We start from the raw sequence: 15,405 nt of genomic DNA, 5'->3' as shown, positions 1-15,405 counted from the left end.
GAATTGACAGCGCAGATGATGCCAACTCGGCACTATGTGGTCGAAAATAGGGAGGGCACTCGACCGCGACTGACAGGATTGTGGCGTGAAGCGCGATGTCTCAGCCCAAGTCGAGGTGGCGATCACCGCGCCGACCACCCTCGAATTCCAGATCGCCGTAGCACGGCAGACAAACCTGGACCTGAACGAGTCGCTGGTGTTCGAGCTGGACGGCTGGGCCGTCACGCCGTGGGAGATCCTCGGCCCGCACGGCACCCGTATCCACAAATTCTCCGTCGGCCCAGGCACTTTGCGCGCGCACTACCGCGCGAGCGTGCTCGGCACCGCGATACCGGAGCCGAGCTCCGACTACGACCGCGCGCTGTATCTGCGGCCGAGCCGATTCGCCGAGTCGGACAAGCTGCTCGGCTTCGCCGCCACCGAATTCGGTTCCGGCACACCGGATGCCGAGCTGGCGGTGCAGGTGTCGCAGTGGGTCGGGCGCCGGATCCGCTACGTCGCGGGCAGCAGCGACCCCATCGACGGTGCGGTGGAGACGCTGCTGTCCGGTGCCGGGGTGTGCCGCGACTTCGCGCATCTGGTCGTGGCACTGCTGCGCGCGGTGAAGATACCCGCGCGGGTGGTGTCGGTGTACGCGCCGGGCTGTTCGCCGATGGACTTCCATGCGGTCGCCGAGGCCTATATCGACGGCGTCTGGCGGGCCCTCGACGCCACCGGCCTCGCCCCGCGTTCGACGCTGGTCCGGATAGCCACCGGCCGGGACGCCTCCGATGTCGCGTTCCTGGACAACCACGGCGGCGAGATCATCGTGAACAGCCTGCTGGTCACCGCCTTGGTCGACGGCTACCTGCCCTTGGACGACACCGTCACCCCGACGTCGGTCTGCTGAGGCGTCAGGAGATGTTCTTCAGGAACGACACCCCGTTCGCGCTGCCCGCCACCACCACGTCGAGCTTGCCGTCGCCGTCGTAGTCGGCGACGGCGGGTGTCTGCGGCTGTGCGGTGACGCCGAAATCGCCGGTCTTGCTGATGGTTCCGCCGTTGCCGGTGAAGATCACGATCTTGGAGTTCAGCACCGCCGACATCGCGGCATCCAGCTTGCCGTCGGCGTTGAAGTCCGCCGCGGCGATGCTGGTCGGGCCGAGGCCGGAGACGTTTACCCGGTCGGTCTTCTTGAAGCCGCCCTGTCCGTCGGACAGCAGCAGCGTGGTGCTGAAGGAGAACGAGTCGGCGGTGATCACGTCGTCGATACCGTCGCCGTCGAAGTCGCCCGCGCGCACGTCCTCGGTGATCAGGCCGGACGTGCTCGCGCCGCGCCGGGTGAAACTGCCGTCGCCGTTGCCGGTGAAGACGTGCACCTGCTGCAGCGCGTCGTTGTTCACCGCGATATCGATCATGTTGTCCGAGTTGAACTTTCCGACGGTAAAGGCGGCGGCGACACCGGGGATCAGGCTGGTCGGCCCGGCGTCGAGGGTGCCGTCGCCCTTACCGAGCCAGGTCTGCACGCCGGCCGGTGCCAGGCTGAGCACGTCGGCCTTGCCGTCGCCGTTGGCGTCGGCGACGATCACTTCCTGTTGCGCGCCTTCGAGTGTCGTGTACTTCTTGGCCGGGCGGAAGGTGCCGTCGCCGTTGTTCAGGAACGTCGCGATCGTCGTCCACGCCTGCGCGACGACGTCGGGCTTGCCGTCACCGTTCAGGTCGCCGACGCCTACCGCACCGAAACCGAGGCCGGCATCGCCGACCCTGGTACCGGTGTTGAATCGGCCATCGCCCTTGCCGGTCATCAGAATCGGCCCAGCCCCTTGGAAATCGGCGGCGACGATATCGGCCTTGCCGTCGCCGTTGAAGTCGGCGGTGACGGTGCCGATCGGGGACGGGCCCGGCCCCCACGACGGAAACTGGCCGCCGGACGGCGAATCCACCTTCGGCGCGAAAGAAATCGCCCCCGCGGCGTGCGCGGGGGCGGGAGCGATCAGACCGGAGCCGATCAGCGACAGTGCCGCGGTGGTCGCGGCGAGAACTAGGCCGCGTGAATGCAGGGATGCAGCGTTCATGAATCGTCCTGGTGTGCGGAGAGTTATTGCAGGGACCGGACTTTATGACGTGCGTCACATCGGGGCGAGATAATGGCGCCAATTCGTCGGATTGCCCACCGGGCCGGTATTCCGCTGTGGCATTGCGCCAAAAGCGTTTTCGTCACCGTGTCGCACATTCGCTCGCGCGGTGCGGCACAGTGCCCATATCGCGCCCCGGTGCTACCGTCGCCGCATGCCGGGCAAGCGCGACATTCAACATCGACTGGTGACGACGTTGCAGCGTCGCGTCGTCAATCCGTTGCAGCGCAGGCTGCCCGCCCAGCAACTGCTGGAGACCGTCGGCCGGGTGAGCGGGCAGCCGCGCATCACCCCGATCGGTGGCCGCAAGGTCGACAACGCGTTCTGGCTGGTCTCCGAATTCGGCGACCGCTCCCAGTACATCCGAAACATCAAGGCGAACAACCGGGTTCGCGTTCGCCTGCACGGCACCTGGTACACCGGCACCGCGCGACTGCTGCCCGAGGACGACGCGCGCGCCCGGCTGCGTGCGCTGCCGCGCGGCAACAGCGCGGTGGTCCAGCTGGTCGGCACCGACCTGCTCACCGTCCGCGTCGACCTGGACGGCTAGCCGCGGTTACTCCTTAGCGCACTTCGACCAGAATTCGAAGGGGCCCGGCACATTCCAGTCGCCCTGTGCCTTGGCCACCGCCTTATCCTGTGCCTCGTTGATGGTGGTACCCCAGGCTGAGGCCCAGCCGCCGTTCCGGCCGAAGGCGAACGCGACGCAGGCGTCTTTCGACCAGATGGGTTCCTGACAGGAGGCGCCGCACGCGGCCTGTGCCTGGCCGGTGGCGGCGTCCTGGCCGAGTGAGCTTCTGGCCCAGTGCACTTCGTTGCTCGCCTCGTTGTAGGCCGCCGCGATCCACACGGTCGTGACGGCCTTAGTCGTCGGTGCCGTGGTCGGCGGTGCGGTAGTGGCCGGCGGGACCTTGGCGCTGGGCCGGGTGGTCGGCGCGCCAGATGTGCTGGTGGAAATGGTGAGGCTGGTGGTGTCGGTGCCATTGGCGTCGGCGCGGTGGTGCTTGGCCGTGTTCTTCCACACCTTCAGCCCGATGATCCCGGCGATCACGACCACGGTGAGCAGGATCGAACCGATCACGGCGAGCACTTTGCTGCCACCACCACCCGACCCAGGTCCGGTGGGCCCGTACTGCGGTGGATATCCCTGCCCGGGCGGACCGGGCGGGATGCCACCCTGCTGCGGCGGATACTGCTGCGGTGCTTGCTGATACATCGGCGCCTGCTGATACTGCGGGACCGACGGGTACTGCGGAACCGGCTGCTGCGCGTACGGGCCGTAGGGCTGTCCGTGCTGATACCCCGGATCCGGCTGGCTCAGCGGATTGAATACGGTCGGGTCCGACGGCGGCACCTGCTGGTAGGCCGGGTCGGGCTGACTCGCCGGGTTCAGCTGAGTCGGGTCCGGTGTCTGCTGGTATCCGGCCTGGCCGATCGGATTCAGCATCGTCGGATCCGAGCGCTGATGACCGGGCGCCTGCTGCTCACCCGCCCGCGCATCGTGCGCGTTCGGGTCGTATGGCTGCCCGGGGTACTGGCCGGGTGGGTAAGACATGAGCCCCCGCTGTTGTTCGTCTCGATCAAGGCCGAACCAGGGTATCGGCTCGATAGCCAGTTATCTGCCCCCGTCAATGGGGGGTGCTCCACGCGGCGGCTACCGCATCGAAACCGCCGGGCGACGCGGTAGTTTCGTTGCTGCGGACAGCGCATAAATCGACTGGAGGGTGCATGACGATCGAGATTCCCGAGAAGGTGCGGGACCTGCTGGAGCGACCCATCTACGCGAGCCTCGGCACGACGAGGCCGGACGGGGCGCCGCAGGTGAATCCGATGTGGTTCGTGTGGGACGGCGAGTTCATCTGGTTCACCCACACCAACTACCGGCAGAAGTTCAAGAACCTCGCGCACGAGCCGCGCGTCTCGATCTCGATCTACGACCCGGACAATCCGTACCGGTACATCGAGGTCCGCGGTGTGCTCGACCACATCGATGACGACCCGGAGGGCGGGCTCTATTCCAGCCTGTCCGAGCGCTACGGCAACGGTCCGGTGGTGCCGCCGGACGCGAAGGACCGGGTGGCGATCGCGATCCGGCCCACCGGCATCACCGGATACGCGCTACACCGCGACTGACCCGCAAAACCGGGCAAATCGCCCTACGGTACCGCTCTGACCTGGATGCGGAGAGTTAGCTGCAACGATGGATCTCATGATCCGTGTGTTGACCGACCGCTGGACCGTGTTCGTCCCTATCGTCGCCGCCCTCGCGCTGGCCCTCACTTGGGGGCGAAGCCTGTCCGGGGTGGCCGTTGTCGTGGTGGCCGCGGCACTGATCGGCGCGGTGCTCGCGGCCGTCTACCACGCGGAGGTGGTCGCGCACCGGGTCGGCGAGCCGTTCGGGTCGCTGCTGCTCGCGGTGGCGGTGACCGTCATCGAGGTGGCGCTGATCGTCACGTTGATGATCTCCGGCGGCGACAAGGCCGCCTCGCTGGCCCGCGACACCGTCTTCGCCGCCGTCATGATCACCTGCAACGGCATCTTCGGCCTTTCGCTGCTCGTCGGCGCGCTGCGCAGGCGGGTGGCCGTGTTCAACGCCGAGGGCACCGGCGCCGCGCTGGCCACGGTCGCGACGCTGGCCACGCTCAGCCTGGTGCTGCCGACCTTCACCACCAGCCAGTCCGGGCCGGAGTTCTCCGCCGGGCAGCTCGCCTTCGCCGCAGTCGCCTCGCTGGCGTTGTACGGGCTGTTCGTGATGGTCCAGACGGTGCGTCATCCGGACGACTTCCTGCCCGTCGAGGGCAACGGCGCGGTCACCGACGACGACGAGCACAGCGAATCGCCCACCGCCAGAGCCGCACTGATCAGCCTCGGTTTACTGTTCGTTGCTTTGGTTTGCGTTGTCGGGCTGGCCAAGGTGGTCTCGCCGTCCATCGAGTCGGCCGTCGCCGATGCCGGGCTGCCGCCCTCGGCGGTCGGCGTGGTGATCGCGTTGCTCGTGCTGCTGCCCGAGACCCTCGCCGCGGTCCGCGCCGCGCGCCGCGATCAGGTGCAGATCAGCCTCAATCTCGCGCTCGGCTCGGCCATGGCGAGCATCGGCCTGACCATTCCGGCGATCGCGGTGGCCACCATCTGGCTGGACGGGCCGCTGGTGCTCGGACTGGGCGCCACCCAAATGGTGTTGCTCGCGCTGACGATCGTGGTCGGCGTGCTGACGGTAGTGCCCGGTCGGGCGACGCTTTTGCAAGGCGGGGTGCATTTGGCGCTGTTTGCCGCTTTTGTGTTCCTCGCGGCCAGTCCGTAAAGACGTGATTCAGCTCACGGCTAGAAATTCGAATTAGTCATCGAGTGACCGGGGTCACGACTATTCGGTGTGCTGACTGTTGTCCCGGCGTCCACCGGCTCGTTGCGCTATTGCGTCTACCTTGTCCTTTTTGCTGATTCGGTCCGCACCGTAATCACACCGAGATCTTGCCCAGTGTTAACCGAATTCTGTGACACGGGTCATATTGATTAGCAAAATGCGCTGATAACTTGTTGCAGAATGCCGAACTACTTCCGTTTGGACGCTTTTACCAGCGCTTTCGGCTAGTCGTCGGCAATCGATTAGGAGGCGATGATCACACCGTGATCGGCTTTACTGTTACCGATCGTCACCGATAGCTTCTTGGTGGCAGTGACGCCCATCATGGAGAGAGCGATTGTGAAATCTGAGACACACCGGCCTGGCCGGGGCCACGCGTGGCGCCTGTGACCCGGGCTCGCTCGAGCGCCTCTGCCGTTCGCGTCGTCCGCAACAACTTCTCCGACACAGTCGTCTCGTCTTTGCGGACGTTCGGTCGTGCCGTGGACATCGCGCGGGAATCGGTGACTGGCACGGTCACCGGGATCGCGCGCGGCCAATTCCAGTGGCGCGAGGCGGTTACCCAGGCCTGGCGCTTGGTGACCGTCACGGCGATCCCCGCCATCCTCATCGCGATCCCCTTCGGCGTCATCGTCTCGATCCAGGTCGGCAACCTCATCCACACGCTCGGCGCCGACTCGCTGCTCGGCGCGACCGGCGGCCTCGGCGTGATCAAGCAGGGTGCCCCGCTGGCCACCGGCTTCCTGCTCGGCGGCGCGGGCGCGGCCGCTATCGCCGCCGACCTCGGCGCGCGCACCATCCGCGAGGAGATCGACGCGCTCAACACCATGGGCATCAGTCCGATTCCGCGGCTGGTGATTCCGCGGCTGGTCGCGATGATCCTGGTGGCGCCGCTACTGAATATCCTCATCATCTTCGTCGGCATCGTCGCGGGTTACGCGGTCGCGGTCGGCGGCCAGAACGTCACCCCCGGCAGCTACTGGGCCACCTTCGGCTCCTTCACCACCGTCGCCGACGTGTGGGTGTCGCTGCTCAAGGCCGCCCTGTTCGGCTTCCTGGTGGTGGTCATCGCCTGCCAGCGTGGGCTGGAGGCCAAGGGCGGGCCGCGCGGTGTCGCCGACGCGGTGAACGCCGCCGTGGTGCTGTCGGTCGTATCGATTGCCGTCGTCAACCTTGGCGTCACCCAGGTTGTCGAGATGTTCCTGCCGACCAGGCTGGTCTGACATGGCATCGACCTATGTGCCCAAGGGATTGGGCTGGATGTACCGCCACCGCGGCCTGGTCTTGCGGCGGTTCGAGTCGCTCGGCTTCGTGCTCGCCTTCGTCTGGCAGGTGCTGTCGTCGATCCCCTCGACGCTGAAGCACTATCGCGACGAGACGCTGCGCCTCATCTCCGATATGACCTGGGGCCGCGGCTCGGTCATCGTCGGCGGTGGCACGGTGCCGATGATGATCGTGCTCGGCTTGGTGATGGGCGCATCGGTCGCCGTCGAGTCGTTCACCATGCTGAACATGCTCGGCATGGGCCCGGTCACCGGCATCGTCTCGGCCTACGCGACCACCCGCGAACTCGCGCCCATCGCCGCGGCCATCGGCTTCGCCGCGCAGGCAGGCTGCCGCATCACCGCCGAGATCGGCTCCATGCGCATCTCCGAGGAGATCGACGCGCTCGAGGCGATGGGCCTGCGCTCGGTGCCCTTCGTGGTGACCACCCGGGTGATCGCGGGCGCGATCTCGATCGTGCCGACCTTCCTGATCGGGCTGATCCTCGCGTACCTGTCGTGCCGCGGGTTGATCACGCTGGTGCACGGCCAATCCGGCGGCGTCTACGACCACTACTTCTTCCAATTCGTATCCGGGTTCGACGTGGTCGCCGCGGTGATCAAGGTGGCCATCTTCGCCACCGTCGTGATCCTCATCCACAGCTACTACGGCTTCTTCGCCACCGGCGGCCCCGAGGGCGTCGGCATTGCCTCGGGCCGCGCGGTGCGCGCGTCGTCGGTGGCGATCGTGGCCATCGACATGGTCCTCACCATCGTGCTGTGGGGCTTCAACGCGACGATCAGCTTTACGGGGTAACCGCGATGCCGAAGTATGGAATGCCCGGAGTGGCTATCGACAAGCAGCAGACCCGGCTCGTCGGCGTGATCGCGGTCAGCGTGATCATCGCCGTGCTGGCGGTCACCGTGCTGTATCGAGAGTTGCGCTCCGACAACGGTTTACAGATCACCTTGCATACCGAGCAGATCGGCGACGGGGTGCTGACCGGCACGCCGGTCCGGATGGACGGCGTGCAGGTGGGCACGGTGGCCGCGATCGCACCGGACGAGCGTGGCACGCAGCGAATCACGCTGCGGCTCAACCCGGCTCAGCTGCACGGCCTCGACGACAGCATGAAGGTCGACTACGCGCCCGCAAACCTGTTCGGCATCAGCGAGATCGGCCTGCGCCGCGGTTCCGGCGGAGCCGCGCTGCGCGACGACAGCGTGATCGACCTGACCGGCGGCCACACCGACGCGGTGTTCGACGCCACCATGGGCAGCATGCTGCGCAGCCTGTCGCAGACCGGCGACTCGGTGCTCACCCCGCAGATGGCCACGGTGATCAACCAGGTCTCGCACGACATGAAGGCGTTCACCCCGTTGGCGCAGTCGATCATCCAGGTGGCCCAGATCGTGACCGACAACCAGCGGATGCCACCCTCCGAGCTGGCGGGCAGGCTCGGACCCGCGTTCTACGGCGCCGGTGATTTCTCGGGCGCCAACGAGCTGATGGTGTACATCCTGCGCAATATCCCACGGCTGCAAAGCAATCGGGACGCGTTCGACGCGGGCGTGCGGATGCACACCGACCGGCTGCTGCCCGGCATCGCGAACCTCGGCGGGGTGCTCGGCGGCGACCTGTCCGGCGTCACCGACATGCTCGCCCCGGTGTTGCAGTTGCTCGCGCAGATGGTGCCGCAGCCGCGACAGTCGGGTGCCGACCTCACCGAACTGCTGCGCCGGCTGCGCGCCTCGATGCCCGACACCCCGAACGGCCCCGTGCTGAACGCCGAGGTCGACCTGAGCGGGGTCCCCGTGCTGGCACCGCTGCTGGGTGGTGTCCGATGAAGGTGCGTTCGGCCGCATGGCGGCTCGCCCTGTTCGCCGTGGTGATGATCGGGGTGTTGTTCATCGTCTGCACGGCGATCAAGCGACCGGTCTCCGGACCGACCGAACAGCACGCCGCGCTGTTCACCGATGCCAACGGCCTGAAGGTCGGCGACGACGTGCGGATGTACGGCGTGCAGGTGGGCAAGGTCGACGGCCTCTCCCTCGACGGCACGCAGGCGCGGGTCCAGCTGTCGCTGAAGACCGACGCGCCGATCTACGACAACTCGAAACTGGCCATCCGCTATCAGAATCTCACCGGACAACGCTATGTCGACCTGCAGCAACAGCCGCAGCCCGGCAAGCGCGTCCAGGGTGGCGCGACGGTCGGCGCCGATCACACGGTGCCCTCGTTCGATGTGACCAGCATGTTCAACGGCCTGAAGCCGGTGCTGGCCACCATCTCGCCGGAGGAGATCAACCACTTCAGCGCGAGCATGGTCGCGCTGATCGAGGGCGACGGCAACGGGATCGGGCCCGCGCTGGCCGCCATCGACAAACTCGCGGCGCACGTCAAGGACCGTCAAACGGTGATCGACAAGGTGCTGCAGAATCTGTCCGATCTGCACGAGACGGCGGGCGGGAAAATCCATTACATGGTGCCGATTCTGGCCCGGCTGGCCGACGTCATCTCCGGTCTGCAATCGAATATGACCGGGTTGGCGCAGTTCGCGGCGGCCGCACCCTCGGTGCTCGGCCCGCTGGACAACCTGTTCAACGCGCTCGGTCTGCAAAGTCCCGACGACGTGGACGCGTTGATCACCAAGATATTTCCCGATCCGCAGCAGGCACTCGCGGTGTTCGACAAACTGCCGGGGCTATTGGCCGGCTTCGACGCGGCCATTCCCAAGTCCGGCGCGACGGGCTGGAAGCCGCAGTGCACCAAGGGACAGGCCGACGTGCCGCAGGTACTCGGCGTGCTGATCGCAGGACAGCAGGTGGCGGTATGCGCTGGTTGAGCACGATGTTCGGCGATCGCCGGGTGGTCGGTGAGCCGGAGAAGAAGCGGCGCGAGATCCGGCTCGGCCTGATCGGCGTGGTGCTGGTGGCGATTCTGGCCGTCGCGGTCGGCGTGCTGTTCGTCGTCCCGTTCGGCAAGAAGACCTACACGGCCGAGCTGTCGGAGGCGCAGTCGGTGAAGGCCGGTGACGATATCCGCGTCGCCGGGATCAGCGTCGGCACGGTGAAATCGCTGGAGCTGAAACCGGATCGGGTGCTCATGCGGTTCACCGTCGACTCGAATGTTTTCGTCGGCGACCAGTCCACGCTGGACGTGCGCATGCTCACCATCGTCGGCGGTAACTATGTCGCGCTGTTCCCCACGGGCACAAACCCCTTGGGCGACAAGCACATTCCGACCGACCGGGTCCGGTTGCCGTACAGCCTGGTGCAGACCTTCCAGGACGCGGCCGAGCTGCTGCGAAAGATCGACGGAGATACCTTGCGGCGCAACCTGGCCGCGCTCGGCACCTCTGTCGCGCAGGCCCCCGACACGTTGCGCACCACCCTCGACAGCCTCAACAGCTTCGTCGACGATCTCAATCGCCAGCACGTGATGATTTCCAAGGCGATCGCCAACGCCGACGAGTACACCACCATGTACGACGGCGCCAAGGGCTCGCTCGGCAAGCTGGTGCAGGCCACCAACCAGCTGGAAGACCTGGTGCTCAGCAAGCGCGCCGAGCTGGCCGAAGGCATTCGGTTGTTGAAGCAGGTGATCAGCAAGGCCGCGGCGATCGCGCCGACCTATGCGGAGGCGAAGCCGAAGCTGCAGCCGCTCTTCGACGTGCTGCCGCGCATGGAGGAGCTGCTGAATCGGCTGGATCCGGTGATCGGCTCCGTGCAGGACATCCAGCAGAAGGTGTCGGCGATGGCCATCCCCGACGGTGGCGTGACGGTCGATCAGTCCGGTCAGACCATCACCGCGCCGCCCGACGCGATCGCGCGGGTGTGCGTGCCGCTACCGGGGAAGGATTGCTGATGCTGCACAAGGTCCTCGGCTCACGGGCGTTCATGTCGGTCTCGGGTGCGCTCGTCGCGGTCGTGCTGGTCGTCGTCGGCTATTTCATCGCCTTCGATCCGATGAAGAAGACCGAGAGCTATTGCGCGATCATGCCGGACACCGTCGGCCTGTACGTCGGCAATCAGGTGACTATGCGCGGCATTCCGGTGGGGAAGGTGACTTCCATTGCCGCGCAGGGCAAGTCGGTGAAGGTGGAGTTCGCCGTCGAGGCCGACAAGCCGGTGTACGCCGACGCGGGCGCCACCACGCTGGCCGACAGCATCGTCGCCGCGCGGCAGCTCGCCGTGGTGTCGAGCGGTAAGGACACCGCGCGCTGGAACTCCGCGCAGTGCCTCACCAAGACGATGACGCCGAAGAGCGTCACCGAGACTTTGAACGCGGTCGCGCAGCTGTCGGCGGAAATCTCGGGCCCGGACTCGAAGACGCCCGACGCGCTCGCCAACGGGTTGTCCCAATTGAACGCGGCTACCACGGGAACCGGGCCGCAGATCAACGCGATCATCAAACAGCTGAGCGGTGCCATGGCCTCGCCGGACGCCGACATCGGGCATCTGGTCGGTGTCTTCGACGCCTTCTCCTCGGTCGGTAAGAAGGTCGAAGAGCATTGGGGCGACATCGAATCGATGTTCACCCGGTTGGCGCCGGTGCTCGTCACGGCCAGGGAAGACCTGCTGGTGCCGGGCGCGGACGTGATCGATGGTCTCGCGCAGCTGCTTCCGGTGCTCAACGACCTCACCACCGCCTTCGGCGGCCCGCTCGGTAAAGCCCTCGATTTCACCGTTCCGCTGGTGAAGTTCCTGCGTGCCAGGGTCGGCTCACTGGCTCAGATCGTGTCGATGCTGCCGGTGCTGACCGACGCGTTCCGCTCGGTCGGTAACTCCGGAATCGCCTACGCGCCACCGAAGGTCGCGATTCCGCAGCCGAATGCCGACCTGGTCTGCGCGGCGGCGAACGCCATCGCGCCGGGAAAATGCACCGCCGACGGCGGTCTGGTGAAGGTCGATATGGCGGCCCTGATGTTCGGATCGGCAGGTGCGCGATGAAGATCCAGCGAGACGAAACGGGGCGGTTGCACATCGCATTCCAGCGGAGTTGCGAAAGCCGTAGGGGCGGTGCGCGTTTCGTTGCCGGTCTGGCGGCGGTAATGGCGGCCGTGCTGCCCGCCGCAGGCTGCGCCTTCGACCCCTCGTCGGTGCCGGTGCCCGGCGCCGAGGTCTCCGGCGCCACCTACGACATTCGGATCCAGTTCGAGAACGTGCTGAATCTGCCCGCGCGCGCCAAGATCATGGCCAACGGCGCGCAGGTCGGCACGGTTTCCGATGTGTCGCTGGTGGATTCGGCTAAGGCCGGTGGCCGCGGCGGCTATGTGGTGGTCGACGCCCGCATCTCGAAATCGGTGCAGCTCCCGGCCGCCACCCGCGCCGAACTACGGCAGAACACCGTGCTCGGCGACATCCACCTCGCGCTGCTCACCCCGCCGACAGGCTTCGACAAGCTGCTGCCCGAGGGCGGCACCATTCCGCTGTCGCAGACGAAACCGCCGGTGCAGCTGGAAGATACGATGGCCGCGCTGGCCACCTTCACCCAGGGCGGCGCGGTGCAGCAGGTGCAGGACACCATCGAACAGCTCAACGATGTGCTGCCCAAGGACGTCGGCCGGACCGCGCAGATCGGCAAGACCATGGCCGACGACGCCGTCGATCTGGGCACTCACCTGGACAAGCTCGATTCGCTGCTGGACGGCATCGACAACAACTCCAATGTGCTGCACGAGATTCGGCCCCAGCTCGCGCAGCTGCTCAGCCAGGAGTCGGTGGATCAGATGAACGGCATCGCGCCGTCCATCGTCGGGGTGACCAAGATCTTCAACGCGCTCGGCCCGATCGGCACCTCGCTCACCTGGCTCGGCCCGCTGCTGAACAGCGCCGACGGCACGGTGCAGGCGTTTCTGCCGTTGCTCGCCTCGGCAAGGCCGCTAGATCTGAGCCAGCCGTCGAATCTGCAGACCTTGGTTTCGCTGATCCGCGACAAGATCATTCCGTTCGCCGAGCACGGCCCCAAGGTGAACGTTGTCGGGGTCAAGATCGACGGCGCGACCGCGGTGCCCGTTCAGGACCAGACCGACCGAATCATCCAGACGCTACGCATGATCGGAGTCGTCCGATGAAGCTCGGGCACCTCGCCTCGCTGGGCGGTATCGCCGCCATCATCGTGCTCGGCGCCGGCTATCTGACCTTCGGCGTGGTGCGGGTCGACCCGCTGGCCGACTACACCCACGCCAGCATGCTGCTCGCCAACTCCGGCGGGCTGGCCGTCGGCTCGCCGGTGCTGCTCACCGGTATCGAGGTGGGCCGGGTCAATTCGGTGACCAACAGTGTCGGTGGCGTCGAGGTCGGCATGAAGCTGGTCGCCGATCGCCGGGTGCCCACCGACAGTGTGGTCACCATCGAGCATCTGTCGGCGCTCGGCGAGCCGTACGTCGAGTTCCGGCCGAATTCCGATGGCGGGCCGTACCTTCGGGACGGTCAGCAGCTCAAGACCTCGAATGTGCGTACGCCGCTGTCGATTCCGGAGGTCGCCAGGCTGGCCACCGCGACGCTGAACCAACTCGATCCGAAGATTGTCGGCTCGCTGGTGAGCACGGCCGAGCAGTCCCTGGTCGGCACCGACGGCGCGATCCCGAACCTGGCGCGCTCGGGCGATCTGCTAGCCGCGGCCATCATGAGCCGCAACCCGCAGATCGTCTCGCTGCTCAACAGCCTGCAGAGCACGGCGACCAATATGGACTGGGTCGGCCCGTCGTTCAGCGCCGCCGCACCCGAGTGGACCAACTTCGCCCAGGCGGTGAGCAATTTGGTCACCCACGTGGGCAGCATGGTCGACGGCGAGCCGATCGATCAGTACACCACCGGCAACGGGCTTGCCCCGTTCACCGAGAAGACCATCGCCGCGCTGCGCGAACTGCAGCCGGAGTTGAGTTCGCTGGCGCCGATCCTGCGCCCACTGGTGGATGCGACCGTCTCGGCCGCGCCGCGGATCGATATCTCTGCCCTGATCTCCCAGGCCCTCGCCGACGTCGACGCCGATGGCGCCGTCAAGGTGCGGGTCGCTGTCAAATAGGAAAGGAGGCCGCGATGTCGAACGACGTTGTGACCGAACCGAAGCCGACCACCGAGGCGCCGGAGACCGCCGCGCCCGCGGCCAAGAACGCGCGGACCGTGTCGATCCGCCTGTCGACCGTCGCGTTCGGCACCGCGCTGGTGGCGCTGGCCGCCGCTACCGCGGTGTTCGCCTCGTTGTGGGTATCGGCGCGCGGTGACCTGAACGATCGCGACGCCGCAGCCGCCGCCGATCAGCACGCCGAGCAGGTCGCCACCGATTACGCGGTCGGCGCCTCCAACATCAATTTCCAGGACGTCAACGCCTGGGTCGCCAAGCTCAAGACCAACACCACCCCGCAGCTGGCGGGCAAGTTCGACGCCACCGCGCCGAAGCTGCAGGACATCCTGGTTCCGCTGAAGTGGACCTCGACCTCCACCCCGATCACCGCCAAGGTGATGAACACCGACAACGGGGTGTACAAGGTGAATGTCTTCCTCAATGTCACCTCGACCAGTGCCCAGACGCCCGAAGGCGCGCAGACCACGGTCACCTACACGGTGAACGTGGATCCGAACAACGGCTGGAAGGTCGCCGATGTCGGCGGGGTAGCGGGCGCGCTGCCCAAGCAGTGACCGGTGCCGCCAGCAAACGCGTTTACCGGTAGCTAATTCTCGTAAATGGCTTCTACCTGCGTAAACAAAAAATGCATAAATTGAGCATCGACTCAGCAACCTTCGGGTAGCGTGCCGTGAAGATCAACTTTCGTACCGGTGTTTCCTGTCCATACAGTGAAGGCGGTTTCGATGGTGGCACCCGGCGGCAGTCACGAACCCGAAGGGGGAAGCGGCGCCGACAACCGTGGCCTGGTCGTTGCGGCGGTGATCGCGGCGGCGCTGGTGCTGGTGGTCGCGATCGGGCTGCTGCTCGGGTCGAGTGACGACTCGAAGGACGAGAAGTCGGCCTCGACGGCCGGCACCGCGAGCCCGTCATCCGGCGGCACCGCCACCACGGCGCCGCAGCGGCTGAGCTCAGGACCCGCGACGCCGGTCGCGCCGGTGCCACAGCCCGCCCGCAAGCTCGGTGACGACTGCTCGGCGGGCGGCATCCTCGCGCGGTGGGATCTGCGCGCCGGGCAATGGGCGTGCGTCCCGGCCGGACAGGACGTGCACCGAATCGGCGACGACTGCTCGCACGACGGGATCATCGCGCGGTGGGGCCGGGGCCCGGACGGGCGCTCGGTCTGCCTTCCGCAAGGGTCTGGGCTGGACATTCACGCGGCCGGTGACGACTGTTCGCATGACGGGATCGTCGCTCAGTGGTCCCTGCCCCCGGATGGTCGCTGGGTCTGCGTCCCGCAGGAGCAAGGCGGTGGCCCGGCATCGCTGCCCGCCAATCCGCCGCCGCCCGCGAACCCGGGACCGCCGCCGAATCCGGGCCCGCCGCCCCAGGTGGACCCGGTCCCGCCACCCGCCGATCCAGGTCCGCCGCCTGCGAATCAAGGTCCGCCGCCCGCGAATCCGGGCCCGCCGCCCGCGAATCCAGGTCCGTCGCCGATCATTCCTGGGCTGCCACCGTTCATTCCGGTGCCGCCACCCCCGGGACCTCCGCCGCCCCCATAGCCCCTGACTGCCGATCCGCCCCCAAACCCGGCCTCGC

The 15,405-nt window shown here is 66.8% G+C and carries 16 protein-coding genes; 14 read left to right on the top strand and 2 right to left on the bottom strand.

Annotated features, from left to right (window positions below):
- The first annotated feature begins 85 nt into the window (after positions 1–85).
- Positions 86–889, top strand: coding sequence for a transglutaminase family protein (locus tag ACIBCN_RS40745; protein ID WP_396997722.1), 804 nt, complete (start codon positions 86–88; stop codon positions 887–889).
- A gap of 4 nt (positions 890–893) precedes the next feature.
- On the opposite strand, the gene ACIBCN_RS40740 is transcribed toward ACIBCN_RS40745, so the two are convergent.
- Positions 894–2,054, bottom strand: coding sequence for an FG-GAP repeat domain-containing protein (locus ACIBCN_RS40740; RefSeq protein WP_396997720.1), 1,161 nt, complete (start codon positions 2,052–2,054; stop codon positions 894–896).
- Positions 2,055–2,268: 214 nt separating this feature from the next.
- On the opposite strand from ACIBCN_RS40740, the gene ACIBCN_RS40735 reads away from it, so the two are divergent.
- Positions 2,269–2,664, top strand: coding sequence for a nitroreductase/quinone reductase family protein (locus ACIBCN_RS40735; protein WP_396997719.1), 396 nt, complete (start codon positions 2,269–2,271; stop codon positions 2,662–2,664).
- 6 nt (positions 2,665–2,670) lie between these two features.
- On the opposite strand, the gene ACIBCN_RS40730 is transcribed toward ACIBCN_RS40735, so the two are convergent.
- On the bottom strand, positions 2,671–3,669 hold the full coding sequence (locus ACIBCN_RS40730; protein WP_396997717.1) for a DUF4189 domain-containing protein: 999 nt from the start codon (positions 3,667–3,669) through the stop codon (positions 2,671–2,673).
- 173 nt (positions 3,670–3,842) lie between these two features.
- Here ACIBCN_RS40730 and ACIBCN_RS40725 point away from each other — a divergent pair, with 173 nt between their 5' ends.
- From ACIBCN_RS40725 to ACIBCN_RS40670, 12 genes are all read left to right on the top strand, one after another.
- Positions 3,843–4,247, top strand: a complete 405-nt coding sequence (locus ACIBCN_RS40725) for a PPOX class F420-dependent oxidoreductase (protein WP_396997716.1) — start codon at positions 3,843–3,845, stop codon at positions 4,245–4,247.
- A 76-nt stretch (positions 4,248–4,323) separates the two neighbouring features.
- On the top strand, positions 4,324–5,415 hold the full coding sequence (locus ACIBCN_RS40720; protein ID WP_396997715.1) for a calcium:proton antiporter: 1,092 nt from the start codon (positions 4,324–4,326) through the stop codon (positions 5,413–5,415).
- A gap of 437 nt (positions 5,416–5,852) precedes the next feature.
- Positions 5,853–6,698 carry an ABC transporter permease gene (locus ACIBCN_RS40715; protein ID WP_396997714.1) on the top strand — a complete coding sequence of 282 codons (846 nt, stop codon included), beginning with the start codon at positions 5,853–5,855 and terminating at the stop codon, positions 6,696–6,698.
- A gap of 1 nt (position 6,699) precedes the next feature.
- Positions 6,700–7,554 carry an MlaE family ABC transporter permease gene (locus ACIBCN_RS40710; RefSeq protein WP_396997712.1) on the top strand — a complete coding sequence of 285 codons (855 nt, stop codon included), beginning with the start codon at positions 6,700–6,702 and terminating at the stop codon, positions 7,552–7,554.
- Between the two features lie 20 nt (positions 7,555–7,574).
- Positions 7,575–8,585: an MlaD family protein gene (locus tag ACIBCN_RS40705; protein WP_396997827.1), complete on the top strand. Its 1,011-nt coding sequence runs from the start codon at positions 7,575–7,577 to the stop codon at positions 8,583–8,585.
- Positions 8,582–9,583, top strand: a complete 1,002-nt coding sequence (locus tag ACIBCN_RS40700) for an MlaD family protein (protein WP_396997711.1) — start codon at positions 8,582–8,584, stop codon at positions 9,581–9,583. The genes ACIBCN_RS40705 and ACIBCN_RS40700 overlap by 4 nt, the downstream gene beginning before the upstream one ends.
- Positions 9,571–10,605 (top strand): MCE family protein, encoded by a 1,035-nt coding sequence (locus ACIBCN_RS40695; RefSeq protein WP_396997709.1) that lies wholly within the window; start codon positions 9,571–9,573, stop codon positions 10,603–10,605. The genes ACIBCN_RS40700 and ACIBCN_RS40695 overlap by 13 nt, the downstream gene beginning before the upstream one ends.
- On the top strand, positions 10,605–11,690 hold the full coding sequence (locus tag ACIBCN_RS40690) for an MlaD family protein (protein WP_396997708.1): 1,086 nt from the start codon (positions 10,605–10,607) through the stop codon (positions 11,688–11,690). Before ACIBCN_RS40695 ends, ACIBCN_RS40690 begins: the two co-directional genes overlap by 1 nt.
- Entirely contained in the window at positions 11,687–12,814 is a 1,128-nt protein-coding gene (locus tag ACIBCN_RS40685; RefSeq protein WP_396997707.1) for an MlaD family protein, read from the top strand. The genes ACIBCN_RS40690 and ACIBCN_RS40685 overlap by 4 nt, the downstream gene beginning before the upstream one ends.
- Positions 12,811–13,767 (top strand): MlaD family protein, encoded by a 957-nt coding sequence (locus ACIBCN_RS40680; protein WP_396997706.1) that lies wholly within the window; start codon positions 12,811–12,813, stop codon positions 13,765–13,767. Before ACIBCN_RS40685 ends, ACIBCN_RS40680 begins: the two co-directional genes overlap by 4 nt.
- A 14-nt stretch (positions 13,768–13,781) precedes the next feature.
- Positions 13,782–14,381: a hypothetical protein gene (locus tag ACIBCN_RS40675; RefSeq protein ID WP_396997705.1), complete on the top strand. Its 600-nt coding sequence runs from the start codon at positions 13,782–13,784 to the stop codon at positions 14,379–14,381.
- A gap of 171 nt (positions 14,382–14,552) precedes the next feature.
- Entirely contained in the window at positions 14,553–15,368 is an 816-nt protein-coding gene (locus ACIBCN_RS40670; RefSeq protein ID WP_396997703.1) for a hypothetical protein, read from the top strand.
- Positions 15,369–15,405: the final 37 nt, after the last annotated feature.

It is taken from the genome of Nocardia sp. NPDC051052, from assembly GCF_044456045.1.
In the GTDB taxonomy this organism is placed as follows: Bacteria; Actinomycetota; Actinomycetes; order Mycobacteriales; family Mycobacteriaceae; genus Nocardia.
Note: the sequence above shows the minus strand (reverse complement) of the source record. Positions and strands in the feature narration are given on the sequence as shown.

Excerpts from the sequence above, each read along its gene's own strand:
- ACIBCN_RS40740 (WP_396997720.1), bottom strand. The coding sequence starts at position 2,054 with ATGAACGCTGCATCCCTGCATTCACGCGGCCTAGTTCTCGCCGCGACC.
- ACIBCN_RS40735 (WP_396997719.1), top strand. The coding sequence starts at position 2,269 with ATGCCGGGCAAGCGCGACATTCAACATCGACTGGTGACGACGTTGCAG.
- ACIBCN_RS40730 (WP_396997717.1), bottom strand. The coding sequence starts at position 3,669 with ATGTCTTACCCACCCGGCCAGTACCCCGGGCAGCCATACGACCCGAAC.
- ACIBCN_RS40725 (WP_396997716.1), top strand. The coding sequence starts at position 3,843 with ATGACGATCGAGATTCCCGAGAAGGTGCGGGACCTGCTGGAGCGACCC.
- ACIBCN_RS40720 (WP_396997715.1), top strand. The coding sequence starts at position 4,324 with ATGATCCGTGTGTTGACCGACCGCTGGACCGTGTTCGTCCCTATCGTC.
- ACIBCN_RS40710 (WP_396997712.1), top strand. The coding sequence starts at position 6,700 with ATGGCATCGACCTATGTGCCCAAGGGATTGGGCTGGATGTACCGCCAC.
- ACIBCN_RS40705 (WP_396997827.1), top strand. The coding sequence starts at position 7,575 with ATGCCCGGAGTGGCTATCGACAAGCAGCAGACCCGGCTCGTCGGCGTG.
- ACIBCN_RS40700 (WP_396997711.1), top strand. The coding sequence starts at position 8,582 with ATGAAGGTGCGTTCGGCCGCATGGCGGCTCGCCCTGTTCGCCGTGGTG.
- ACIBCN_RS40695 (WP_396997709.1), top strand. The coding sequence starts at position 9,571 with ATGCGCTGGTTGAGCACGATGTTCGGCGATCGCCGGGTGGTCGGTGAG.
- ACIBCN_RS40690 (WP_396997708.1), top strand. The coding sequence starts at position 10,605 with ATGCTGCACAAGGTCCTCGGCTCACGGGCGTTCATGTCGGTCTCGGGT.
- ACIBCN_RS40685 (WP_396997707.1), top strand. The coding sequence starts at position 11,687 with ATGAAGATCCAGCGAGACGAAACGGGGCGGTTGCACATCGCATTCCAG.
- ACIBCN_RS40680 (WP_396997706.1), top strand. The coding sequence starts at position 12,811 with ATGAAGCTCGGGCACCTCGCCTCGCTGGGCGGTATCGCCGCCATCATC.
- ACIBCN_RS40675 (WP_396997705.1), top strand. The coding sequence starts at position 13,782 with ATGTCGAACGACGTTGTGACCGAACCGAAGCCGACCACCGAGGCGCCG.
- ACIBCN_RS40670 (WP_396997703.1), top strand. The coding sequence starts at position 14,553 with ATGGTGGCACCCGGCGGCAGTCACGAACCCGAAGGGGGAAGCGGCGCC.